The sequence below is a fragment of the Spirosoma pulveris genome, assembly GCF_054781875.1.
In genome coordinates this window covers 107,812-132,904 of record NZ_BAAGTO010000012.1, presented here as the reverse complement: position 1 = coordinate 132,904, position 25,093 = coordinate 107,812, and the positions used below count along the sequence as shown (strand labels likewise).

Here is a 25,093-nt window from a genome sequence, read left to right as displayed (position 1 = left end):
CCATTTCGAACAGAGCCGTTAAGCCCCGTACTGCCGATGGTACTGCTGTCATAAGCGGGAGAGTAGGAAGATGCCACCTATTGAAACAGCGAAAGCCGTTCACCCAGTGAACGGCTTTTTGCGTTTAATAGGGTTTTCTTACAAGTAGAAATCAATACATATTCTTTTTGTACATTAGTCTTTTCAACTCCCCTTGCCCTAAAATGGCTATCTTCAAACTTCAAATCAATGGTCGTAGTTATCAGGCTGATGTTGAGCCTGACACGCCACTCTTGTGGGTGCTACGTGATAATTTCGGATTAGTTGGCACAAAGTATGGGTGTGGCATAGCTCAATGCGGAGCTTGTACTGTGCACCTGAATGGAGAAGCTACCCGAGCTTGTGTACTACCAGTCTCGGCGGTAGGCAAATCGAAAGTCACAACGATTGAAGGCCTATCAGAAGCAGGAACACATCCTGTTCAACAAGCTTGGGATGCAATGGATGTACCTCAATGCGGTTATTGCCAGGCTGGACAGATTATGACAGCCGCTGCGTTACTCAAACGCAATCCGAAGCCCTCACAGAATGAAATCGATGAAACCATGACCGGTAACATCTGCCGATGTGGAACCTATCACCGTATTCGGGAAGCTGTTAAAATGGCCTCTATGTCTTCTCCTGCTGGAACCACTAAATCTTCGAAAACGAAATAGCGATGCAAACGATAGAGCATTCAAGTAGAAGAAGTTTTTTAAAAATAGCCGCAGCCACGGGTGGCGGACTTATTTTAGGATTTAACTGGTTTGAATCCGAAGCAGCAACGACAGCGGCTGGTACTAATATAGCCCTTGCTGGTACTGATTTCAATAGTTATTTGTCGATCAATCCACAGGGAATTATTACGATTCTCTCTCCAAATCCAGAGGTTGGCCAAGGTATCAAAACCGCTTTCCCAATTATAGTTGCTGAAGAACTGGATGCTGACTGGACGAAAGTGGTTGTTGAGCAGGCACCCCTCGATACGAAGAAATTTGAGCGGCAGGTAGCAGGTGGTAGTGGTTCAATTCCACACTCTTGGGAACGGTTACGCAAAGCAGGTGCTACGGCCCGACAAATGCTGATTGGTGCAGCTGCAAAGCGGTGGAGCGCTCCGGTGTCGGAATGTACAACTGACAAGGGGTTTGTTCTTCACGCAGCCAGCAATCGGAAGCTTTCATATGGGGAATTGGCTACAGAAGCGTCCCAAATGCCTGTTCCTACCGATGTCAAGCTGAAAGCGGTAAAAGATTTCAAGTTGATCGGTACTACAGTTAAGAATGTAGATAATGCTAAAATAACTACGGGTAAGCCTCTGTTTGGACTGGATTTCTATCGCGAAGGGATGTTGTTTGCTATGCTTCAGCGTCCGGCATTTGGATATAAACTCAAATCTTTGAACGCTGAGGCCGCCAAAGCGATGCCAGGTATCGTTAATGTTGTGACCTTTGACAATAACGTAGCTGTGGTTGGTAAATCAACCTGGCAGGTTAAAAAAGCTAAAGACGCTCTCAAAATTGAATGGGAAAAAGCCGAAGCCCTGGAGAGTACCACTGACCATAATCGTTTATTTAAAGAGTTACTCGATAGTTCCAGCGCTACGGTTCGTCGGAAGGATGGCGATGTTGACACTGCGTTTAAAAACGCAGCCAAGGTAGTAAAAGCCGAATACCAGTGCCCATTCCTGTCTCATGCGCCAATGGAACCAATGAACTTCTTTGCGCATGTTCGTCCAGATGGCGTTGAGCTTGTTGGCCCAACCCAAACGCCTGAACTGGCTCGGAATGAAACCGCTAAACTTCTTGGTATCACGCCTGATAAAGTTTCGGTTCAGTTAACACGCATGGGTGGTGGTTTTGGGCGCCGTCTGAAGGCCGATTACGTCGTGGAAGCCGTTCAGGTATCTAAACTGGTAAACGCGCCTGTAAAATTGATTTGGACTCGTGAAGATGACATGACCGGAGGTAGTTATCGGCCGGCCGTTCGCTACCGGTTTGAAGCTGCCCTGGATGCACAAGGCAACATGATTGGCTACAAACTTCGTGGCGCCAGTATAAATGCCGGCAATGCCACGCGGGAAGATAATTTCCCGGCTGGTGCGGTCGACAACCTCTTAATTGATAGTGTCGATCATAAGTCCCCGATTACAACGGGCCCCTGGCGCGCGCCGATCACCAATTTTCTTGCCTTTGCTGAACAGTCGTTCATTGATGAAGTCGCCCAGGCAGCCGGCAAAGATCCTGTTCAGTTCAGACTTGAGCTATTGAATAAGGCAAAGCAGAAGCCGGTCGGAGCAATTAAATATGACATTGACCGAATGAAAGGCGTCATTGACCTGGCCGTTGAGAAATCGGGATGGGGTAAAAAGAAGGGCGCAGATGGCAAACCGATAGCACAAGGCTTCAGCGTTTATTTCTCGCACCGTTCGTATGTGGCACAGGTAGGTGAGGTGGTTGTGCAGAAAGGCAAGCCGGTTTTGCAGAAAGTTTACTCAGCCGCTGACTGTGGTGTGGTTATTAACCAGAGTGGCGCACAACAGCAAGTTCGGGGCTGTGTCGTTGATGGCATTGGTCATGCGATGTATGGAAGTCTTACCTTCAAAGATGGTATGACCCAACAGAAGAACTTCAACGAATATCGGCTTATTCGACTAAATGAGATTCCTGAAGTAGACGTGCATTTTGTCCAAAACGAAATCGACCCGACAGGTTTAGGTGAACCTTCCCTTCCGCCTGCCGGTGGTGCTGTTGCAAACGCTATTTTCAAAGCAACCGGCAAGCGTCTGCGGAGCCAGCCATTTGTAGAGCAGGAAGAGTTCAAATCAGTTTCCTGAGAATACGCTTCGAGAGAAATCATTGAAATTTCAAATGAGAGATGCCCGGATGAAGCCGGGCATCTCTCATTTGAAACGTACCCGTTCAGTGCATAGCAATAACACGTGATACAACCTGAACCGGTGCAGTCGATAGGTTTAACTGCTTATGAATACTGCCTTCATTAGATTTGACTTCCAGTTCATATTGGCCATCACTTAAGTCGTTAACGTTCAGTTTTATTGCATACTTTAACTCTTTTTTGCCGATCGTCTGCCGGAATAAGATTTCATTGTCTTGATTACGAAGAAGAACGACAACAGGAATGTCGGCCTGTTTTTCGACGGATACCCTAATCTGATTGTCGATGGTGACAAACGCACTGGCATCAAAGGATAGCCCTTTCGGGTTTGTGGGATTGATAATCGTACTGGCACTGATCAGAATAGACCCCGCCACTTTACTCAATAAGGAAAACATGGTTGTGTGTGATTAAACGGTTTATGATTTGTTGTGTACTGTTTGTATTTGTTGTTCACTGTTCGTACATCCAGTGCCAAAGCCTGTGCCAGATCAGTAAAGTTGCTGATCATTAGTTCTTTATAGTTCTAATGTCTGTCAGGCCTTGTCCGCAATTGGACATCCGCTGTTCACTTGCGGACAAAATTATACGGTGAAACAATGATGGGAAAAGCGCAAGTTGTGAACTGTAAAATCAAGATGATAAACCGTACAAAACTTGGTATGAAGTTATAGTCAGACATAAGACCTCTATAGGTAGTTTCGGATTGTGGCAAACAACCCGGTTCAATGGCTGTTACGTTTATACACAACGTGAATGCAAAATGAGCAGGGCTTTTTTGAAAAATGAGAGTGCGGATGATCCGGTTGTGATTCCTGCCAGAGCTCCGCTGCCAGCCGGAGCCGCAAATTATGTAACGCCACGAGGATTGGCTATGCTGCGCGATGAATTAGAAACACTTGAGAAAGAACACGCTCAGACACAAATCAACGAGTCGGACGAGACGGAACGGACTCGCCAACTGGCTCTTTTAAATGGTCGTATTGCCGCCCTGAATCAGCGAATCGCTACCGCAAAAGTGGTGGTCATGCAGGATAAGGCTCGGGATGAAGTCCGGTTTGGTGCTACCGTGACTTTACATAGCCGAAATACCGACAAGGCTGATCGACAGCTTACCATTGTAGGAGTCGATGAGTCCGATGCCATACATGGACGAATTGCGTTCCTGGCACCCATTGCCCGATTAGTACTAGGAAAAAAGATTGGTGATGTGATTACGCTGCGTACACCACAGGGAGAAAACCTACTGGAAATAAGGGCAATTTATTATAATGATTAGCCTGTCATCGCAAGCCATGAAATTGCACTGGTACCGTTTTTATTCCTTTTAAAACGGCATCTTATACACTTATACAGAGGCCTTACCATTCAGTATGCAAACAGTTGACTCCATTCTACTCACTTATGCCATCGTGGTTACGATAGCATCTTTTATCAACTTCATACGGCTTGACTACTGGTGGATTCGGATGTGGGATTTTCCCCACTTACAGCTTACAGCCATGGCCTTCATTGGACTGCTTGGCTGGGCTGTGTTAAGCCGACACACCGGCTGGCCAATGGGAATAGTACCCGTCGGTCTATTTCTAACCCTTCTTTATCAAGGCTGGCTGATTCATCGCTTTACGCCCTTGCATAAGAAGCAGGTTTTACGACTCCCCAGGAATACGGATCAACGGATTGCCGATGAGAATACCATACGTCTGCTGGTTACTAATGTATACATGGAGAATACCCAGACGCCGAAAGTTTGGGCGATGGCACAAAAATATGACCCTGATGTTGTTCTGGTCCTTGAGGCCAACCAGCGCTGGCAAGACGAGTTAGCACCAATGGAAGCAAAATATCCTTATCGTATTTTGCACCCACTGGAAAACACCTATGGGATGCTGCTTTATTCCCGCTTGCCAATGCGGCATCATGAGGTTCGGTTTCTTATTCAGAATGACATCCCGTCAGTTTATATACAGTTTGAACTGCCTTCCGGTCAGGTAATTCACTTCTATGGCGTTCATCCGATGCCACCTACACCAACAGAACATTACCGCTCGGCTGAACGGGATGCGGAGCTTCTGCTGGTTGGTAAAGAAGCCCGCAAGCTAAAAGAGCCGGTTATCGTAGCCGGTGATTTGAACGATGTGGCCTGGTCGCACACGACGCGGCTTTTTCAGCGGGTGAGTGGGTTATTTGACCCGCGTGTGGGTAGGGGTCTGTACAACACATTTCACGCAAATTATTTTCTCTTTCGCTGGCCGCTCGACCATGTGTTCGTTTCTCATCACTTTAAACTTCGGAAAATTCGCCGGTTGCCTAATTGTGGCTCCGATCATTTCCCCATATTCACCGCCCTCACATTTGCCCCCGAACCGGATGAGCGGCAGGAAGAGATTCCACAGCCTGAACATGATGACCTGGAAGAAGCCCATGAAATAATTGAGCGAGCCACCTAGGAACATTCTATCTTGATTGTCTCTTTCAGCGGTATGATCTTACTTTGGATTACTTTTGTGATCAGTAATTTTCCTGCCAAACTAATTAGTTCATGTCAATGCCAAATAAACCGCTGCGTGTGTTGGTTGTCGGATGTGGTAATATGGGTGCCTCGCACGCCATTGCCTACACAACAATCGGAGGCTTCGAAATTTGTGGTATCGTGTCGACCGGAAACAGCAAAGTTGTTCTGAACGAACGGCTGGGTGGTGGTTATGCACTCTATGATGACTACGCGAAAGCGCTGGCCGAAACTCAACCAGATGCTGTTTGCATTTCTACGTACCCGGATACGCACGAAAAATTCGCCATTATGGCGTTTGAGCAAGGGTGTCATGTATTCATGGAAAAGCCCATTGCGGATTCGGTCGAAGGAGCCCGGAATGTGATGGGGGCTGCCCAAAAAGCGGGTAAAAAACTCGTGGTGGGTTACATTCTGCGCCATCATCCATCCTGGGAGAAATTTGTTGAGATTGCACAGGGTTTAGGGAAACCGTTGGTGATGCGGATGAACCTGAATCAGCAAAGTCACGGCACTATGTGGACCGTACACCGTAATTTGATGAAAAGCCTGAGCCCCATCGTGGATTGCGGAGTGCATTACATCGACGTTATGTGCCAAATGACCCGGTCGAAACCATTGCAGGTAAATGCAATTGGTGCCCGATTAACTAATGATATTCCGTCTGGTAATTACAATTACGGTCAGTTGCAGATCCGGTTCGAAGACGGCTCGGTAGGCTGGTACGAAGCTGGCTGGGGACCCATGATGAGCGAAACCGCTTTCTTCGTGAAAGATGTGATTGGACCGGATGGATGCGTATCGATTGTTGCTAAAAATGCTGGTGCTGCGGGTAAATCAGACAATGTTGATTCGCACACCAAAACAGAATCCCTGCGCGTTCACAAAGCCGCGCTGGATGCGAACGACCAGTTCGTTGAAACGGATACCTGGATTGATATGCAGGATGAGCCAGACCATCAGGAACTCTGTAATCGGGAGCAGCGGTATTTTCGGAAAGCCATTCTGGATGACCTGGATCTGACCGATCATATGCAGGACGCTGTCAATAGTCTATTAATTGCTTTCGCCTGCGACGAATCAGTGCGCACGGGGCAACCGGTTATGTTGTAATTTTTCAGTAACAGGAAGGCATACCATGGTTTAAATCGTGACATACCTTCCTGTTACTGAAAAATTAAACGTAGCGTTCTGTAATATGACGCGTTAACTCAGTTGTTTCGATCAGCAAAGGGTGGCGCGGTTGACTCAAAGCTGTCTCTAGCTCCGCAATTGTGTCTTTGAACAGCAGGTTAACCGGTATCTCGTGCGATTCTTGTTTACTCTTTATATACATCAACGAGGGTAATACAGTACCCAATGCGGCTAACTCGTTGTATTGCTGTTTAGCCGCGATAAACTCCTCATCGCTGGAGCCAAAGGAAACAACCCGCTCGGGTAGTGGATTGGCTTTTCGTTGGGCCAATTTAGCGTCCAGTTCAGCAAGAAGATGTTTTAAATGGAAGGTGTCTTTGCCCGTTCGGATTCGCTCTCGCAGCGACTGGCGAATGAGGTAGGTTAATGAATTTGCCAGATTCAGGCCAATTTCAGCCATTTGCTTAAAAATAAGCGACGAAGGCGACATACCCGGAATGGTATTAGGGTCATGTAGCAACACATCTCCAGCGGGAGTCAGAAAGCCGTCAATTCGAGAGTAGACGTTGATGCCTAGCCGGGTGAACACCTGCGCGACCGCCAGTTGAATCTTACGGTTATTTTCCAGACTGGTTTCAACCGGAATCCGCTTTTTGGTCGTGTTAAGTTTATATTTCGAATCGAAGTCAAAGCTGGTTACGTTGTAAATCTCCGTTGGGGGTAGGGCAATGGCAACCTGGTCATCATCCTGAATAACTCCGCATGAAAACTCCTGGCCTGTAATGAATTCTTCAAATAGCACTTCATCTTCTGCATTGAGCGATGCCAGCGTAATTGGCTGACTGCTTTGCGCCATCAATGTATCCAGTCTGTTAACAAAGTCGGCCGGGTGTTTGATTACCTCTCCGGTTTGCTCAATGACAACCGGGAAGCTGATTCCCGAATCCAGACTCACCATTTTCTGCGCCAGCTCATTCTTTTCATCAACTGATAAATCCGTCCATTCGCTCAGCTTGCTCCAGCCATCTGGTTGAATGCTCATCGTGAAAAAGCATTGCTCAACAGAGCGGCAAAATTGAGCCAGGTCGGCTTCGCGCACAATGGCGACACCGATGGACGATCCCTGGTGAGGGGCTTTCACGACAATCGGTAAACCCAGATGATCTACCAGCGATTGAAAGAACTGCGCTTTATCCGCCTGCTCGTATGAGTCACGGCTGATGGTCGCCGTTTTCTTTTTCTGGCCGTTTGCCAGCGCGATGAGTTCGTTTTGCAGTATTTTATTGATGCCCACTGCCGACCCAACGAGGCCCGGTCCGGTGTAAGGCATCTTATGCCATTCCAGCAGTCCCTGAATAGCTCCGTCTTCGCAGTCTGGGCCGTGCATGGCCAGAAAGGCCAGGTCGAAGTGATCACGAAAATGCTCCGGGCGAAGTTCAGGTAATAATGCGTCGAGTGCATCGATCGCCAGCGATTCATCGTAGACAGTAAAGCCGGAGTTACCCTGCGGCAGTGCTTCACGTAAGGAGGGGGATTGAAGAAACTCTGGAGTGGCTAGCCGGAATCGTCCGCGGCCATCCACAAAAACCAGAACCGGCTCGAATAAGCCTTTGTCCAAATTAGCCAGTGCGGTACGACCGCCCGCAAATGAAACCTCACGCTCACGCGCCGGCCCACCGAAGAAAATGCCTATTTTCACTGAATTAAGGGATAATACGAGTTGCAAAGAAACAAAAAAACGCCTGATTCGGCGTTCTAATGTTAGAGAAACTAGTGACTGAGGCTAATTGACGGATGTGACGACCAATCACGGAATAGTTCTTCTTCTATCAGCATCGATGTATATACAATTCTGGGCTGATTTAAGCTGATAACTGGTTAAAAAGCGGGTGTGATGTTTACGGCTTCTACTTTTGTAATTTCCGGTACCGCTCTGAGGATAGCTTCTTCGAGGCCTCCTTTAAAGGTCATTGCCGACATAGGACAGGAACCGCACGACCCCATTAGTTCAAGCCGAACGGTTTTATCTTCGGTTACTTCCAATATTTTCACGTTGCCGCCATCGGCCGCCAGATACGGCCGCATGCTGTCAAGTGCTCGCTCTATTTTACTAATTAATTGGTCGTTGTTGACTACCGTCTCCATTGAATGATTGATTTACGGTAAATTTATACTTTCTGAGTTGTTTATGCAACTTGTACTCGTTCAGTTCGGTCGATAGTAGCGTTGCGGATGGCTACCTGCTGGGCCAACGCTTCGGCGGCATCCCGGAAGGCCTCAGTGGCAATCGGATCACCTGAACTAATGGCGGGCCGCCCATCGTCGCCAGATTCGCGAATGCTTTGCACCAGCGGAATCTGCCCTAACATCGGCACATCGAATTGATCGGCCAGAAGCTGACCACCGCCTTTGCCAAAAATATAATACTTGTGGTCAGGTAATTCGGCGGGCGTAAAGTAGGACATGTTTTCAATGACGCCCAGCACCGGCACGTTGATCTGCGGCTGGCGGAACATGGCCAGTCCTTTCGTGGCATCAGCCAAGGCCACTTTCTGGGGCGTTGTAACGATAATGGCACCCGTAACCGGTACGGTCTGCACTAGTGTTAAATGAATATCGCCCGTACCCGGTGGAAGGTCGATGAGCAGGTAATCCAACTCACCCCAATCGGCATCGGAGAAAAACTGCTGCAACGCCCGACCAGCCATCGTGCCACGCCAGATAATCGCCTGACCCGGTGCTACGAGCAAACCCATTGAAAGTATCTTGATACCAAACTGTTGAATGGGCTCCATGCGTGTTAGCCCATCCTGCTGAAATATACGCGGCTGAATGTTTTCGGCTCCAAACATCGTCGGCATGGACGGTCCGTAAATGTCGGCGTCGATGATCCCTACTTTCGCACCTGATTTGTGCAGGGCAATAGCCAGGTTAGCCGTTACGGTCGATTTACCGACTCCACCTTTACCCGACGAAACCGCAATGATATTTTTTACGCCCGGCAGTGTCGGCGCGTTCATGCGCGTTGAGGTTACGTCCGATGTCATGTCAATCGTTACCTGAATATTGGCACCGATGTGGGTATGAATGGCATCTTCGCAGCGTTTACGAATGACTTCTTTGAGCGGACAGGCCGGTGTTGTTAAAACGACTGTGAAGCGAACAGAGTCGATACCCAGCACAACATCCTTTACCATGTTGAGCGAAACGATATCGCGCTTTAAATCAGGTTCTTCAACGGTGCTCAATGCCCGCAGAACAGCTTCGGTAGATAATCGGTAATCAGACATTCGGAAGAAAATAATGTAAAACGAATAATGGGTACTGTAAAATGGCTGTTTCGACAACTCCATTACACAGGGCTCATTACACATTTTTTTAAACGTCCCTGCACCTCTGCCAGTTCCGCCGAAAGGTTGATACGTGTTGAAAGCATCTCTAATTCGGCCAGCAGTTTAGTCAGAAACTGCCGATGAGCCGGGCTGGTATCACTATAAAGCGGGCGGTGAGCCAACGATTTGCTGATTTGTGCCCATTTTATAATGAATGCGCGAAGTTCGGGATCAAACGTGCTCTGGACAAACTTCTCGAAAATATAGTCGTGTGCCTGGGCATTCGGATGAATCATATCCGCTTCGTAGAAACGATAATCACGAAGATCATCCATCATTAACTCATAAGCCGGAAAATAGGCCACCCAGTTGTTCCATGTTGTTAGCTCGTGGGTAATGACCCGCAGTGTGGACTTGCTCACACTATTCAGCGGCAGGGTATCGCGCGTGTGTCGAACCGGGCTTACCGTCAGCAGAACCTTTAACTTCGGGTTTGCTTTGTGTAGCGTTTTCAGCAACCGCGTCATGTCGTCGCGCAGGTGATCGATCTGATACAGGTACTTTTCAAAAAGGGAGCCCGGCATTTTATGGCAGTTGGCCACCACATCACCAGTTTGCAAATGACGATAGACCACAGCCGAGCCAAGCGTCAAAAACAGGAAGTCGGCCGTTCGAATCGCTTCGGCTGTTATCGACAAGGTATCGATCAGTTTAGTTCGTAACTCATCCTGCGTGTTGGCCCAAAGCGATGAATGAAAATCATAATGGAGCCAGATGCCATCCCGTTCAACATAGCCATTGTCTTCAGGCGCAATGCCGCGCAGTGCCATCGTTATCAATTTGGCAATGCTGACCGGATTGAAAATCGTACCGAATGGGTTGTTGAGCACATTCAGTTTATGGTCGATCAACCGACGCCCCATTACATCGGCAAAACAGGACCCAATGGTCACGATCCGGCTATCGAGACCAAGGCGATGGGGGAGCGGTTCAGGTGAGAATTCGGTATGAAACTGCATACCTTATCAACAATAATTCGGGCTGATTAGGTCCGAACAAAGGAAAAGAATATTATAGGTAAATGTCTGATTATTAGTACTGATAAGGGTGTTTTATTTCAATCAGTTTGCCTGATAAATCAGGCGTATATTGGCTGATATATAACAAAAAAATCGACCGGCTCATTTTGCAACGAGCCGGTCGATTTCCTTAAAAAGAGCTATCGCTTATTCAGCTGAAACTACTTCAAATTTCACTTTGTGCTTCACATCCTTGTGCAGATCAAGAGCTGCTTCGTAGGTGCCCAGTACTTTAACGTCTTCAACCGTGATTTTCTTCCGGTCAATGTCAAAGCCTTTTGCCCGAAGGGCTTCAGCTACCTGAGTGTTGGTAACCCGACCAAAGATTTTGCCGCTGTCGCCTGCTTTCGCTGGGATCGTCAGCACCATATCGCCGATACCATCAGCAATAGTTTGGGCTTCGGTTTTGATCTTTTCTGCCTTGTGGGCAGCCTGACGAATGTTTTCGGCCACGATCTTCTTGTTCGAATCGGTAGCCATCATGGCAAATCCCTGAGGAATCAGGTAATTGCGACCGTAACCGGGCTTCACCGTAACGGTGTCGTTCTTATAGCCCAGGCCGGCAATATCGGTTTTTAAAATGATATCCATTTTTTGTGAGAGTCGGTAAGTGAGTAAGTTGAAAGTGCGCCAGCGATAAGAGCCTGATGGTCTTATTAGCTGTATACTTATTACCTACTACTGTTTTTATTTCAGTGAATCGCCTACGTACGGCAATATGGCCAGATGGCGAGCGCGTTTGACGGCCTGGGCCACTTTGCGCTGGTTTTTCAGGCTCGTGCCGGTTAACCGACGGGGCAGGATTTTACCTTGCTCGTTCAGTAATTTCAGCAGGAAGTTGCCGTCTTTGTAGTCGATATATTTAATACCGGCTTTCTTAAAACGGTCGTATTTTTTACGGTTCTCGGTTTTCGAGACAGATTCGTTTTGCAGACTCATGATTACTTGGCCTCCCCGGCGTTTTCGGTTTGTTTTTTCTTACCCACTAAGCCATTGCGCTTACGATCGTTGTAGGCAACAGCGTGCTTATCGAGCGAAACCGTCAGGTGACGGATGATGCGCTCGTCACGAAGATACTCGGTGTTGAGTTTCTCGATGATCGTGCCGGGGGCCTTAAACTCGAAGAGTTGGTAGTAACCCGTGTTCTTATGCTGAATTGGGTAGGCTAGCTTGCGCAGGCCCATGTGATCTTCATGAACAAGTTCCGCACCGTTGTCGGTCAGCACTTTACGAAACTTGTCAACGGCGTCCTTCATCTGAGCATCAGATAAAACGGGAGTTAAAATGAACACCGTCTCGTAGTTGTTAGGAAACATTTTTTTGTAATTTGTTTGAAATGAGGGCGCAAAGGTAAGAAATAAATAGACAAATGCAAAGGGGAAAGCGGAGTAAGCGGCTGCCATAAACGATTTTCTGCACGCCAGCCGCTTACTATCTACTACTTTATGGTAAACTCACCATCACCGATTCTAAATCCTTCGCAGTATACTTCAACCGTGTGTTTGCCCTCAATGAAACGCTGGCCACCCCGGCCGTAGTAAAAATCCAACCGCTGCCGGGTGTTATCGAAGGTGAACTTCTGCATGGCCGTGTAGATCATTCCCTGGTTGTTATACATGAACTCCCCTGAGCCAGTGGCCAAATCCGAGACAACTGCGCCATTTGGGTCAATAATACGGATGTACAATAGTTTCTCGTCCTTCTTAGCCAAACCATTGGGCGATAGCTGCATAGAGATGTGAACCTTGTCGGTTCGCTTCGCCTTGTATTCCCCGCCGTCGGTTTCTTTGCCTTTGGCGTTAACACCCGTTACGGTTACCGTTTCGGCCCTAAGGGCGGCAGCTATGGTTACTTTCTCGGCCAGTTCCTGGTTTTTGATCGTAACCGACACGACCGAGTCGCTCAGGCTTTGTTTTTCTGATTTCAAGCCATTATTTTCCTGAGCCAGGGTTTGGTTCTGTTGCGCCAGTACGCCATTTTCTTCTTTCAGTCGGGCAATCTCCTGGTCTTTCTGAGCCAGTAAAGATTGATAATTCCGGATTTTCTGGTCATACTTCTTGCTGTCAAATGACCCCACATTTTTGAGTTCACGTTTATCGACTTCAAGCTGGGCCTTTATCTTCATCAATGAGTCTATGTTGCCGCCTAATTGCCGGATTTCAGCAATTTTTTCATCCAGCTGAGTCGAAATGGAATCAAGTTTTGTTTTGGCAATCAGAACCTCTTCCGTTTTGGCTGCAATGGTTGCGTCTTTTGTCTTATTGTCCTGTCGCTCCTGATAATAGAAATAAAGCAGTAGTACATTAAGGGCTGCCAAAATCAATAAAGCTGCCAATAAGTAACTACGACTATTATTTCGGGGCTGTGGTCTAGATTCCATTTGGGTCATGTGTTAGACTGAAGAGTTGAGGTTAAAATCCTTTCCAAAACTATGCCTTATTGTGATTTATTGTACTGGGAAGGCGGTTTTTGGCCACAAACTACCCGTTTAGGCTTAGTTCTCAAACTTATATTTGCACAATATTAATAAACCGTTAGTTCAGGAACACTACCTCTTCTATTATGATCGCTGATACGATTCGCCTGATTGAGAGTGAATTACACGACAGAGCCAAGCTTATTGCCGTTACAAAAACAAAGCCTGTCGAGCTGCTGCGCGAAGCGTATGAGGCTGGTTGCCGTCGGTTTGGCGAAAATAAAGTGCAGGAAATGGCGGAGAAACAGCCGCAATTTCCCAGCGATCTGGAATGGCATCTGATTGGGCATTTACAAACGAATAAAGTTAAATACATTGCACCATTTGTGGCCTTGATTCACTCGGTCGACAGCCTCAAACTGCTGCAGGAAATAAACAAACAGGCCGCTAAATGCAATCGGATAATCGACTGCCTGCTTCAGATTTACATTGCCGATGAGGAAACAAAATTCGGCCTGTCGGCGCAGGAAGCAGAAGCGCTGTTGAACGCACCTGAGCTGGATGCTTTGCCAAATGTGCGGATTGTTGGCTTAATGGGATTGGCGACCAATACAGATGATACCGATAAAGTACGTCTTGAGTTTCGGGGTTTAAAGCAGTTGTACGATCGATTGGGCCAGATTAAGCGGCCAATGATTCAGTTTCGCGAACTGTCGATGGGCATGAGTGGCGATTATCAAATTGCCGTGGAAGAAGGGAGCACGCTGGTTCGGGTTGGCAGCGCTATTTTTGGCAGCCGAAACTAACCGGCATCCTAACAGGATTAAAAAGATTTACAAGAGAAGGATAAAAATCGTGACGGGGTAACCCGCGAAATCAAACAATATGAAATTCTTTATTCAATCCGGGGCTATTCTGGGCTTGCTGGGCGTTGGTCTCGGTGCATTCGGTGCCCACGCGTTGCGTACGATGCTCGACGCATCCGGCCGCACAGCCACTTTCGAAACGGCTGTTAAATACCAGTTTTACCATGCCCTTGCGCTCGTGTTGATCGGGTTGCTGATGCACACATTTGGCAGTAATCCCACCATTGTGAAGTTGCTCAACTGGTCGGGTTATTCATTTTTGGGCGGTGTCCTCATTTTTTCGGGCTCCCTCTATATTCTGTGCTTCACGGGTATAACGTGGCTTGGCGCGATAACCCCCATTGGTGGTCTTGGCATGATTGCCGGCTGGGCACTACTACTGTGGGCGTTTTTATAAAAGGAAACTTAAGGAGAGGGGGCATAAAGGGAAGAGGGAAAATTTAGTATGAAATCCCTGTCCTCCCTAAGCACTCCCTCCTCCCTTTACTCCTTTTTTCGTATCTTTGTATCTTGATTCTGAGAATAATGCAAACGAATATAAAGGCTGAAACGGCCCGTCGACGGACGTTCGCCATCATTAGTCACCCCGATGCCGGTAAAACCACACTCACCGAAAAACTTCTGCTTTTTGGAGGTGCTATTCAAACGGCCGGGGCTGTTAAGTCCAATAAAATAAAGAAAACCGCTACCTCCGATTTCATGGAAATTGAGAAGCAGCGGGGTATCTCCGTGGCTACGTCGGTGATGACGTTTGAGTACCACGACCTGAAAATTAATATCCTCGATACACCGGGCCACAAAGATTTCGCGGAAGATACCTATCGGACGCTCACCGCTGTGGATAGCGTTATTCTGGTGATCGACTGCGTAAAAGGAGTTGAGGAACAAACGGAGCGTTTGATGGAAGTATGCCGGATGCGCGATACACCGGTTATCATTTTCATCAATAAACTTGACCGCGAAGGCCGCAATCCATTCGATCTGCTCGACGAACTGGAAGAGAAGCTGAACATCCGGGTTCGTCCGATGACTTGGCCGGTCAATATGGGGTCTGACTTTAAAGGCGTTTATAGCCTGATCGAGAAAAAATTATATTTCTTTAAAGCGAATAAAACCAAAGTAGAGGCCGATGTTTTACCCATCGACCTGGCCGATGATCTGCTCGATACAAAAGTAGGTCCGCGCGACGCGGCTCAGCTTCGTGAAGATGTTGAACTGATTGATGGCGTTTACGATAGCTTCGATCGGCAGGCGTATCTCGATGGGAAACTGGCTCCTGTGTTCTTTGGCTCGGCGGTCAATAACTTCGGGGTGAAGGAACTGCTCGAAGGTTTCTGCGACATTTCGCCGGAACCCATCGCGCGCCCAACCGACAAACGGGAAGTGCTGCCTGGTGAAAAGAACTTCAGCGGCTTTGTTTTTAAAATACACGCCAACCTCGACCCGCGCCACCGCGACCGTATTGCGTTTCTTCGGATATGCTCGGGCGTATTTGAGCGGAACAAATTTTATCACCATACCCGTCTGGATAAAAATGTTCGGTTTGCCAGCCCGTTCAGTTTCATGGCGGATAGTAAGAGCGTGGTCGAAGAAGGTTTCCCCGGCGATGTAGTGGGTCTGTATGATACGGGTACATTCAAAATTGGCGATACCCTGACCGAAGGTGAGGAACTCCAGTTTCAGGGAATCCCCAGCTTTTCGCCTGAAATCTTTAAAGAACTGGTGAATCTGGACCCGATGAAGTCCAAGCAGTTGGACAAAGGTATCCAGCAGTTGACCGACGAGGGCGTAGCGCAGTTATTTACGCTTGAATTGGGTAACCGGAAAATCGTGGGAACAGTTGGGGAGCTTCAATTTGAAGTCATTCAGTATCGACTGGAAAACGAATACGGAGCCAAATGCCGCTGGGTGCCGCTCAATTACACCAAAGCCTGTTGGATCACGGCCGAGAACCCGGCCAAGCTGGCAGAATTTATTCGCCTGAAAGGAAATCAAATTGCATATGACAAAGACCAGAATCCGGTCTTCCTTGCCGAATCGGATTGGATGCTTCGTATGAATCAGCAGAATAATCCGGACGTTACGTTCCACCTGACTTCGGAGTTTAAGGTCGCGGTCTGATCGGTTTATACAAATTAATAAAAACTCATGCGTTCCTGATTAGTTATAACTGTCAGGGCGTTCGAAAAAAGCCGGGTCACGGTTCTTTGGGCTAGCCTGAAGAATTGTGACCCGGCTTTTTTTTAGCATTACCATCCTATTACTCACGTTAACTGAAAAACAATGATTCATTCATTCGCAACCGTTGCGCTGGTGCTGGCGCTTGCCGGAACAGCCGCTGCTCAGCAGAAGCAGCCCCGTCGTACAAATGACAACAAATCAACTACGGGTACCGTCTCGTCCAATGATGCCGCCCGCTCAAACCCGTCGGCGGCCAATACCCACGACGGAACCAATGGCGCTTCGACTGGGGCCTCAACGGGTACGGGCCTGACCAACGACCAGTACCAGGCAAACGGAAGTTCGTCAAACCGCGGCACTACAAAAGTAGATGCTGCCAGCAGTGTTAGAACCGGACCATCAGACGTGAAGGCCAAGAAAAAAGCGCCTAAGTCGTCGAACCAGTAATATAGAACGTTCCGATTGGGCGTGTAACTACTGTTTATTAATGCCCAAGCTAGACGGGCGGTATTACAAGAACCTCTCACAGTGAGAGGTTTTTTTGTGTCTTTAAAATTAAATACTGTTAAATACTTGACTCAGAAGAATACCATACCTACTATTGCAGTGTACTATTTATCTAATACACTATAACGGTTGGCTTTATGATTGAGTTTCGCGATTTGTCGTTCGGCTATAAGCGGGGTAAACCTTTGTACGAAGGACTGAACCTGACGCTTTCGCCCGGTTCTATTTATGGATTACTCGGGCCGAATGGTGCGGGGAAGTCGACTCTGTTACGGTTGCTATCTGGTTTACTGTACCCGAAGTCGGGGTCTATCCTAGTGGGAGATTACATGCCCAAAGATCGACAGCCGGCGTTTTTGGAGGATTTGTTTCTGGTACCCGAAGAGTTTTACCTCCCGGCTGTACGAATCAACCAGTTTGTCGATAGTAACGCGCCGTTTTACCCGCGCTTCGATCGGGCGCAAATGACCGCCTATATCCGCGAGTTTGGCCTGACTGACAATCAGAAGCTAAATGAACTCTCGTACGGTCAGAAAAAGAAGGTGTTGATCGGATTCGGGCTGGCAACCAATACCGCAGTGCTTCTGATGGATGAACCGACCAACGGACTGGATATTCCGTCGAAGAGCCAGTTTCGGCGGTTGGTGGCCGGGGCCGTGAATGAAAACCGGACGGTCGTGATTTCAACCCACCAGGTACGCGACCTCGAAGCCCTAATTGATCCCATTGTCATTTTGGCCGAACGTTCGCGTTCACACATGACCGTTGCGTTGAAGGCTACCGTTGAGGAGGTCACAGCCCGGCTCTGGTTTGGGCTAGTGCCTGAGTTGGATAAAAAAAGAGTGATTTTGTATTCAGAACGGGCAGTTGGGGGCTATGCCATTGTGGCGGAAAACCCCATGGGCGAACCTAGTCGGTTGGATCTGGAACGGCTTTTCAACACCGTACAGGCCGAACCTGCGCGTATTCAGCAATTGTTTTCTACCTCAACTTTCGCAACCGTATGAACCAGACATTTTCAATTAGCCGCTTTGGTCGCTTATTGCGTAAATATTTCATCGATAACCGGGGGCAGTTGCTAACCAATCTGGCTCTGCTACTGGTTATCTTAATAACCGTTGCGCTTATCATGTATAGCGGAAATCCGGTGGCTGTAGAGCGTAACCGTGCTATACCGTTTTTCTTTGTTGGCTGGGCTGCCTGGTACATTTTTGTTTGGCAACAGACAGAAGCGCTGAATCATAAAGAGCGGGCCATGACGTATTTGATGCAGCCTGCCTCTCAACTGGAGAAAATCGTACTTATCTGGCTGGTTTCCGGCGTTGGGTTTGTAGTTGTTTATGGTTTACTCTTTGGGCTGGTAGATGCCGCAGGTGTTCAATATGTCAATAGCAAAGAGTGGCCCACCGGAACACAACCATTGACCGCCTACTATAGATTTGAAGGGTATATTCCACCGAAATTATGGCTATTTACCCTGCTGCTTCATCCGGTTGCACTCGCTTTCCTGCTGGTAGTGCGACGGTACAGTCTTCCCTTAGTGGCGGTTTTGACGTTTCTTCTCTTTTTTATCGGATTGATCGTAAACACGCTGATCATTCGGAGTGTCATTGACTTGGGGGAAGGTAATATGGCTGGTCCTTTTGACCACATTGGCGTTCCATCGCCGATCAATGAAAAACTATATCGTCTGATCGACTTTCCACAGCCCATCGGCGATCAAATCCGCTATGCAGTGGGTATTATGGCGATTATAATCCTGTACATCACTGCGTATTTCAGACTTAAAGAACGGGAGGTGTAAGTATGGATTTTCGAGACAAACAAGCCATTTATCTACAAATCGCCGAGCATGTAAGTGAGCAGATACTGCTGGGACACTGGTCGGCGAACGAGAAGATTCCGTCGGTGCGCGAACTGGCGGCTGATCTGGAAGTAAACCCAAACACCGTTATGCGAACGTACGAGTTTTTGAATCAGCAGGGGATTATTGCCAACAAACGGGGCATCGGCTACTTTGCCGCCGACGACGCCGTCGATAGGATCCGAACCTATCGACGCGAGCAGTTTTTACAGAACGATCTGCCTTTATTTTTTAAGAACCTGACCTTGCTGGGCATCGACCTCCGCGAAATTGAAACCCGTTACGAAGACTATATAAACGCCCCAACGAACGCGCAATGAAAACAAGTCATATTCTACTGGCGGTATTGGCCATCATCACCCTGTCGGGCATGGTGGCGAGCGATGTGCTGCTTAAACAACAATACGATAAACTGGACTGGAGCGATCCCTATCAGGACTTCGCGCATCGGGCGTTACCGGTAGCGAAGCATCTGGTCATTGAAGCCGCCCCAATTGCCGAAATCATTGTTGAGCCGGTCAAGGATACAGCTCAGGTAATGATATGGCCGAATATGGCAAATTCCTATAAGGCCCGGAAGCAGGGCGATACGTTATTCGTCACCTTTACGATGGACTACGAAGGAGAGAGCCGTAACCCGCATGATGACATAGGGTATCCATTAGCAACAGGTTTGGTACTTCGGATGCCATATTTAGAAAGTTTGCAGATCGCTAACGGACGTTTGACCATACGGAAGTTCATTCCGGAACAACTGGCCGTATCGTTACAAAACAGTCGGTTACTAACGGATAAGCTGGGGGTTAACGGACTATTTCAACTGACCGCCCGTCAGAACAGCTTTGCCGTCGTAGGCGCGGATCATTACAAATCGTTGGCAGCGGTCGTGCAGGACTCCAGTGGTGTACAACTGAATGATAGCGAAATCGATACGTTTACCAAGCAAGTTTCCTCTAAAGCGGAGATCCAGTTACGGGGCAGAGCTTTGAAGTGGGTAAAATAATCGCCTACTGGCCGAATAGCGAGCTAACGTTTATAGGCAAGGGTGCAGTGATTTCGCCATACGTTTCGTGAATAAATAGGAATTGATTCGCGGGTGTTCATGTATAGAGTTCGTCTCATACATGGACACCCGCTTTTTGTGAGCGATCAGGTAATATATTTTATAACAAGCGCTCACTAACCTTACATAGGGTCTCTATTTTAAGCTTGCTTAAACACTTCTTAAAGCGATTAAAAATAAATTAAACAAAATTTACTTATACTAAGATAAAATTGACTCTTTTGCGGAATGTCAAGAGCCATATTAAAATGCCATGAAAAAGTTTGGCTCAGTACCATTCATCCGCTTAACTTATACATCACAATAGAAAGAGGTCACTTAGTAGAGCTACAGACTATACGTAAAAAGCGTAAACTTTTGGGTTTAGGCTGCTCAACAGCTCTTCATGAGCCGATGCCGTATCGACTGGATCATTGGTAATCGGAAAAGGGAGTTCTGATGATAATTCGCTTTTCCTCTCTACTCCTTTTTCGATTCTGCTTTTCTTTTCTACTCACGTAAATCCGACAAACACGCTGGTTGCTGCATGGCAACGGCTGAACCTATTTGTCCGGTACGAAAAATTGAATACACAACATTTACGAGTGCCAATGGGCTTTTCGGAATGAATCGCTCTATTTGGTCTGTATATACACACTGTATTGTTCACCTTAGCCAATAGTTGATTGGCTCATTCATTTACTAAGTTCTGGTCAGGCCACGTCAGGTGACTGTTAACTGATTGGAAGCCCACCGATGCATTCGTTCATTCGCTATGAAAACACACAATTCTACTTTTGATGAGCACCACGTGCTTCATGAGTTGAGGCACTATCTACCCGCTCAGGCGCCGTTGAAGGACTTTGTTCATCATAATACGCTACACTCGTTTCAGGATTTACGATTCGACAAGGCACTCCACAAAGCATCTGAGTTATTCGGGTATAAAACCCTGCTTTCGCTGAATGAATACCGGTCGTTCTTTGCCTCCCAGCGAATCCGGAAAGACGTGCTCCAACGGATCATCATTCAGCACAAGGGGACAGAATTGGCGGCAGAATGGTCGCAGAAGGTGCTGAACAAACCCTATAAAACCTCTTTTCTGCCCCGAATCGGCTCGTTGCGGGCTAACTGGAAAAAAGAACACCATATTGACCTGGATTCGCTGGTTCACCCGCTGCTGTTCCGGATTCTGTGCAGCTACCTCGATCAGGGCATTTCGATCTGGAACTTCCCGGTTCGGGATAAGGATTTTCTATCGTCCATGCGCGAGATGGAGGAAACCAGTTTCACCAGCGTGTTCAGAACAAAAGCCGCAAAAGACCTTTTCCTGCATGGCGACTGCAGCCTCAACGCCTTGCTGAACAAGCTCGTTGGAGATGAATCGCTTTACGAACAATATCTATTCGATCAGCAGTTTGCGCATTCGGGCTGGTCGGGAATGGTAGCCGTAATTGAAGATTTGCCGCAAACGCTGCTGGATACGCGTAAGATATCCCTTCACGCCCTGATTGTCTTTGAATTACTCCTGGAAATCGACGCTATAAACTACCAGTTGGGAAACGATTGGACACCTATGCGGAGCTGGCTCACGCACACACCGGTTCCGCTCTTCGCCGATGTGCCGGATACGGAGTTGAGTGATGTGCTGGCAATCTGGCAGGAAGCCTTCGAGTGGAGTTATTACGATCAGGTTATTGCCGGCCTTGAACTGGAGAAGAGGGATGAGTCTGTTATTGCCAATAAGAGTTTTCAGGCCATGTTCTGCATCGACGATCGGGAGTGCTCCTTTCGGCGTTATCTGGAGGATCTGGACCATTCCTGCGAAACGTTTGGTACGCCGGGGTTTTTCGGTATCGATTGTTTTTTTCAGCCCGAAGAAGGGAAATACTACACCAAAATCTGTCCGGTTCCGCTTTCTCCAAAGCACCTCATCAAAGAGATTGATTCGAAGAACAAGCGGCAACAGGACGTACACTTCAACAAGCACGCGCACTCCTTTCACAGCGGCTGGCTGATTTCTCAAACGTTGGGCTTCTGGGCTGCGCTACGGTTGTTTGCGAACATCTTCAAGCCCACCATGACCCCCGCAGCCGCTTCGTCCTTTAAGCATATGGACCATCTTTCGAAGCTCACGATTGAGAACCAGAAGCCCGAAGATCAGGAGAACGGGCTGCAAATTGGTTACTCCGTCGATGAAATGGCGGTGCGGGTTGAGGGGCTACTGAAAAGCATCGGCATGGTCAGTGACTTTGCTTCTGTTGTCTACGTAGTTGGCCACGGTGCCAGCAGTGTAAATAACCCGCATTATGCCGCATACGACTGTGGCGCGTGTTCGGGCCGGGCGGGTTCTGTAAACGCCCGGGCTATCTCGTACATGGCCAATCATCCAAAAGTAAGGGCTATACTGAGTGCCAACGGGCTGCCTATTCCGGAAACGACCCAGTTTATGGGTGCGCTACACGATACCACCCGCGATGAGATTGCTTTTTTCGACGAAGCATCTCTTACACCCGAGAATCTTGAGAAGCACAGGCAAAACAAGAAAACCTTCGAAAAAGCACTCGACTACAACGCCAAAGAACGGTCGAGACGTTTTGAGTCGATCGACAGTCGCGCCAGTCTGAAGCGAATCCACGAGCGAGTTCGGGAGCGTTCGGTGTCGTTGTTCGAGCCGCGCCCCGAACTAAACCACGCCACCAACGCCCTCACTATTGTGGGCCGTCGTTCGCTCACAAAAGGCTTGTTCCTGGACCGCCGGTCGTTCCTGAACTCGTATGATTACCGCGTGGATCCCGATGGCAAATACCTGTTCAATATCCTGAAAGCAGCCGCGCCCGTATGTGGGGGCATCAACCTCGAATATTTCTTTTCGAGGGTCGACAATCAGCAACTGGGAGCCGGAACCAAACTGCCCCACAACGTGATGGGCCTGATTGGGGTAGCCAACGGAATGGATGGCGATTTACGGCCTGGATTACCCAGCCAGATGATTGAGGTACATGATCCCGTTCGGATGTTTTTCATTATCGAACAGTTTCCTCAGGTTGTGCTGGACGTTATCAAGCAGTCGAATGCGACTTACGAATGGTTCATTAATGAATGGGTACATCTGATGGTTGTAGACCCCGAAACGCAGAAGTTCTTCGTGTTTAAAGAAGGGGCATTTGCACCCTACGAGCCCATGATTCATCATGTAGACACGATTAAAGACATAGCCCCACTGCTTGAAAAACACCAGGAAGACCTACCTGTTTACCTACTTTCTTAAGATTAACGCATGGAATCATTTCTTCAAGTTTTTATTTTATTGCCTGTTCTCGGGTTTCTACTTCTGTTATTGATTCCCGAGAAAAAGGAAAAGGTTATTTCCTCGACCTGTTTTGTTATCGTTGGTTCGCACTTTGCGCTGTCGATGGGATTCCTGGTCTACTGGCTAATCACAAGTCGAACGGAGCTTAATCTCAAAGACATTGTGTTGCTTAGCTCAGGTAATTATGAGTTTCTAATCGATTTTTACTTCGACAGAATCACTGCTGTTTACCTGTTCGTCGGGGCTATTCTTACGTTTCTGGTAACCATTTACAGCCGGGCCTATCTCCATCGCGAAACTGGCTACAAGCGTTTTTTTGCGACGATTCTCTTCTTTTATACCGGATACAACACCACCATTTTTGCCGGTAATTTCGAGACGCTGTTCATTGGCTGGGAAATTCTGGGCATCACCTCGTTCCTGCTGATTGCCTTCTACCGGAACAAGTACTTACCGGTAAAAAATGCCGTGAAAGTGTTTTCGGTATACCGAATCGGCGACGTTGGTTTGCTGCTGGCTATGTGGATGAGCCACCACCTATGGCACGAAAATATTACGTTTATTAAACTTGGCGATTACGCTTTGGTACACGAGCATCTGCAAACGCATAGCTTTATCGGTGTTTTTGTATCGCTCATGATTCTGGCGTCGGCTGCGGCCAAGTCGGCGCAGCTTCCCTTTTCGTCCTGGCTTCCCCGTGCTATGGAAGGGCCTACGCCGTCCAGCGCCATATTTTACGGGTCGCTGGCTGTGCATCTGGGCGTTTTTCTGTTGTTGAGAACTTATCCATTCTGGGAACAGCAGACATCGGTACGCATCCTGATTGTAGCCCTGGGTTTGATCACAACGGTTGTCTCGACGGGTATCGCGCGGGTGCAGTCGTCTATTAAAGCGCAGATTGCCTATGCGTCCATTGCGCAGATCGGGCTGATGTTTATTGAGGTGGCGCTTGGTCTTGAGAGTCTGGCCATGTTTCACTTTGCCGGAAATGCTTTTCTGAGGACCTATCAGTTGCTGGTGTCGCCATCGGTCGTGAGCTACCTGATTCGGGAGCAGTTTTATACGTTTTATCCTTCGCAGCGGTCGCTGGAAGATTTCCTGCCGAAGAAGCTTGCCAATACGTTCTATATGCTTGGCATTAAGGAATGGAATTTAGATTCGTTCCTCTACCGGTACTTATGGAATCCGTTAAAATGGGTGGGTAACCTGCTTGATTTTATAACCCTGAATACGCTCCTGTTTGTCTTTGTGCCGTTCTACTTAATTGGGCTGTTCTGCCTTTACAATCGCAACCTTGTTCCTGAGCCGGTGCTGGATTGCCTGCCCATCGCCTTTTCATTTACGGCAGTGGTTATGGTACTGAAATCGTTTACGAAACGAAATCGGGCGCGAATGGCGTGGCTGTTGACCATCTTCAATCATTTCTTTGTTGTTCTGGCCATTTCATTCAACGAAAAATTCAACTACTCGTCGCAGGGATTACTATACCTGAGTGGCGTTTTTGTAGCGGGTATTGTTGGATTCGTCTGCCTGAGTCGTCTGAAGTCGGCCGAGAAAAGCCTTAACCTTCAGCAGTTTCATGGGTATTCGCATAAGTACCCCCGGCTGGCGTTCCTGTTTCTGCTGGCTTGTTTAGGCGTGTCGGGCTTTCCGATAACACCAACGTTCATTGGTGAAGATTTGATGTTTTCCCATATTCACGAAAACCAGGCTGTGCTGGCCTTCTTCACTTCGCTGAGCTTCATCATCGACGGGCTGGCCATCATCCGTATTTATGCCCGGATATTTCTCGGCCCTTACGAGAAGTCGATGTACGAAATGGCGTATCGGTCGTATTGATCAAATACCGGAGCCATGTGCTCCGGTACATTACTTAACTTTTTCGTGATTCGTCAGTCGATTTGCGTTGTTGGTCAGCGACACCGCCGGGCCTT

Annotated in this window: 24 protein-coding genes; 15 read left to right on the top strand and 9 right to left on the bottom strand. The window is 47.9% G+C overall.

Annotated elements, in window-relative coordinates:
- The first annotated feature begins 203 nt into the window (after positions 1-203).
- Together ACYVJM_RS27320 and ACYVJM_RS27315 are read left to right on the top strand one after the other, a co-directional pair.
- Positions 204-695: a (2Fe-2S)-binding protein gene (locus tag ACYVJM_RS27320; RefSeq protein ID WP_461151397.1), complete on the top strand. Its 492-nt coding sequence runs from the start codon at positions 204-206 to the stop codon at positions 693-695.
- 2 nt (positions 696-697) lie between these two features.
- Positions 698-2,851: a xanthine dehydrogenase family protein molybdopterin-binding subunit gene (locus ACYVJM_RS27315; protein WP_461151396.1), complete on the top strand. Its 2,154-nt coding sequence runs from the start codon at positions 698-700 to the stop codon at positions 2,849-2,851.
- Positions 2,852-2,936: 85 nt separating this feature from the next.
- Here ACYVJM_RS27315 and ACYVJM_RS27310 read toward each other — a convergent pair whose 3' ends face one another.
- Entirely contained in the window at positions 2,937-3,311 is a 375-nt protein-coding gene (locus ACYVJM_RS27310) for a hypothetical protein (RefSeq protein WP_461151395.1), read from the bottom strand.
- Positions 3,312-3,676: 365 nt separating this feature from the next.
- Between ACYVJM_RS27310 and ACYVJM_RS27305 the strand changes: the two genes are divergently transcribed.
- The 3 genes from ACYVJM_RS27305 (at position 3,677) to ACYVJM_RS27295 (ending at position 6,538) form a co-directional block, all read left to right on the top strand.
- Positions 3,677-4,192: a GreA/GreB family elongation factor gene (locus tag ACYVJM_RS27305; RefSeq protein WP_461151394.1), complete on the top strand. Its 516-nt coding sequence runs from the start codon at positions 3,677-3,679 to the stop codon at positions 4,190-4,192.
- 94 nt (positions 4,193-4,286) lie between these two features.
- Positions 4,287-5,363, top strand: coding sequence for an endonuclease/exonuclease/phosphatase family protein (locus ACYVJM_RS27300; RefSeq protein WP_461151393.1), 1,077 nt, complete (start codon positions 4,287-4,289; stop codon positions 5,361-5,363).
- A gap of 92 nt (positions 5,364-5,455) precedes the next feature.
- Positions 5,456-6,538, top strand: coding sequence for a Gfo/Idh/MocA family oxidoreductase (locus ACYVJM_RS27295; protein WP_461151392.1), 1,083 nt, complete (start codon positions 5,456-5,458; stop codon positions 6,536-6,538).
- Between the two features lie 64 nt (positions 6,539-6,602).
- Here the strand turns inward: ACYVJM_RS27295 and ACYVJM_RS27290 are convergent, their stop codons facing one another.
- The 8 genes from ACYVJM_RS27290 to ACYVJM_RS27255 all read right to left on the bottom strand — a co-directional run bounded on the left by ACYVJM_RS27290 (position 6,603) and on the right by ACYVJM_RS27255 (position 13,350).
- Positions 6,603-8,258 (bottom strand): D-alanine--D-alanine ligase family protein, encoded by a 1,656-nt coding sequence (locus tag ACYVJM_RS27290; RefSeq protein ID WP_461151391.1) that lies wholly within the window; start codon positions 8,256-8,258, stop codon positions 6,603-6,605.
- 179 nt (positions 8,259-8,437) lie between these two features.
- Positions 8,438-8,704 carry a NifU family protein gene (locus ACYVJM_RS27285; protein WP_461151390.1) on the bottom strand — a complete coding sequence of 89 codons (267 nt, stop codon included), beginning with the start codon at positions 8,702-8,704 and terminating at the stop codon, positions 8,438-8,440.
- Between the two features lie 41 nt (positions 8,705-8,745).
- Positions 8,746-9,849, bottom strand: a complete 1,104-nt coding sequence (locus ACYVJM_RS27280; RefSeq protein ID WP_461151389.1) for an Mrp/NBP35 family ATP-binding protein — start codon at positions 9,847-9,849, stop codon at positions 8,746-8,748.
- A 62-nt stretch (positions 9,850-9,911) separates the two neighbouring features.
- Positions 9,912-10,910 (bottom strand): GSCFA domain-containing protein, encoded by a 999-nt coding sequence (locus tag ACYVJM_RS27275; protein ID WP_461151388.1) that lies wholly within the window; start codon positions 10,908-10,910, stop codon positions 9,912-9,914.
- Positions 10,911-11,117: 207 nt separating this feature from the next.
- Positions 11,118-11,561, bottom strand: a complete 444-nt coding sequence (rplI, locus tag ACYVJM_RS27270) for a 50S ribosomal protein L9 (protein WP_461151387.1) — start codon at positions 11,559-11,561, stop codon at positions 11,118-11,120.
- 96 nt (positions 11,562-11,657) lie between these two features.
- On the bottom strand, positions 11,658-11,909 hold the full coding sequence (rpsR, locus tag ACYVJM_RS27265; protein ID WP_012925715.1) for a 30S ribosomal protein S18: 252 nt from the start codon (positions 11,907-11,909) through the stop codon (positions 11,658-11,660).
- Positions 11,910-11,911: 2 nt separating this feature from the next.
- Positions 11,912-12,286 carry a 30S ribosomal protein S6 gene (gene rpsF / locus ACYVJM_RS27260; protein WP_046575574.1) on the bottom strand — a complete coding sequence of 125 codons (375 nt, stop codon included), beginning with the start codon at positions 12,284-12,286 and terminating at the stop codon, positions 11,912-11,914.
- Positions 12,287-12,408: 122 nt separating this feature from the next.
- Positions 12,409-13,350, bottom strand: coding sequence for a hypothetical protein (locus ACYVJM_RS27255; protein WP_461151386.1), 942 nt, complete (start codon positions 13,348-13,350; stop codon positions 12,409-12,411).
- A 182-nt stretch (positions 13,351-13,532) separates the two neighbouring features.
- On the opposite strand from ACYVJM_RS27255, the gene ACYVJM_RS27250 reads away from it, so the two are divergent.
- The 10 genes from ACYVJM_RS27250 (at position 13,533) to ACYVJM_RS27205 (ending at position 24,998) form a co-directional block, all read left to right on the top strand.
- Entirely contained in the window at positions 13,533-14,192 is a 660-nt protein-coding gene (locus ACYVJM_RS27250) for a YggS family pyridoxal phosphate-dependent enzyme (protein WP_461151385.1), read from the top strand.
- Between the two features lie 79 nt (positions 14,193-14,271).
- Positions 14,272-14,649 (top strand): DUF423 domain-containing protein, encoded by a 378-nt coding sequence (locus ACYVJM_RS27245; RefSeq protein ID WP_461151384.1) that lies wholly within the window; start codon positions 14,272-14,274, stop codon positions 14,647-14,649.
- Positions 14,650-14,777: 128 nt separating this feature from the next.
- Entirely contained in the window at positions 14,778-16,373 is a 1,596-nt protein-coding gene (locus ACYVJM_RS27240; RefSeq protein WP_461151383.1) for a peptide chain release factor 3, read from the top strand.
- 162 nt (positions 16,374-16,535) lie between these two features.
- Entirely contained in the window at positions 16,536-16,880 is a 345-nt protein-coding gene (locus ACYVJM_RS27235) for a hypothetical protein (protein WP_461151382.1), read from the top strand.
- 197 nt (positions 16,881-17,077) lie between these two features.
- Entirely contained in the window at positions 17,078-17,947 is an 870-nt protein-coding gene (locus tag ACYVJM_RS27230; RefSeq protein ID WP_461151381.1) for an ABC transporter ATP-binding protein, read from the top strand.
- Complete coding sequence (locus ACYVJM_RS27225) at positions 17,944-18,744, top strand: hypothetical protein (protein WP_461151380.1); 801 nt, start codon at positions 17,944-17,946, stop codon at positions 18,742-18,744. The genes ACYVJM_RS27230 and ACYVJM_RS27225 overlap by 4 nt, the downstream gene beginning before the upstream one ends.
- A 2-nt stretch (positions 18,745-18,746) precedes the next feature.
- On the top strand, positions 18,747-19,124 hold the full coding sequence (locus tag ACYVJM_RS27220; protein ID WP_461151379.1) for a GntR family transcriptional regulator: 378 nt from the start codon (positions 18,747-18,749) through the stop codon (positions 19,122-19,124).
- On the top strand, positions 19,121-19,807 hold the full coding sequence (locus tag ACYVJM_RS27215; protein WP_461151378.1) for a hypothetical protein: 687 nt from the start codon (positions 19,121-19,123) through the stop codon (positions 19,805-19,807). The genes ACYVJM_RS27220 and ACYVJM_RS27215 overlap by 4 nt, the downstream gene beginning before the upstream one ends.
- Positions 19,808-20,621: 814 nt before the next feature.
- Positions 20,622-23,117, top strand: a complete 2,496-nt coding sequence (locus ACYVJM_RS27210) for a YbcC family protein (protein ID WP_461151377.1) — start codon at positions 20,622-20,624, stop codon at positions 23,115-23,117.
- Positions 23,118-23,126: 9 nt separating this feature from the next.
- Complete coding sequence (locus ACYVJM_RS27205) at positions 23,127-24,998, top strand: proton-conducting transporter transmembrane domain-containing protein (RefSeq protein ID WP_461151376.1); 1,872 nt, start codon at positions 23,127-23,129, stop codon at positions 24,996-24,998.
- Positions 24,999-25,093: the final 95 nt, after the last annotated feature.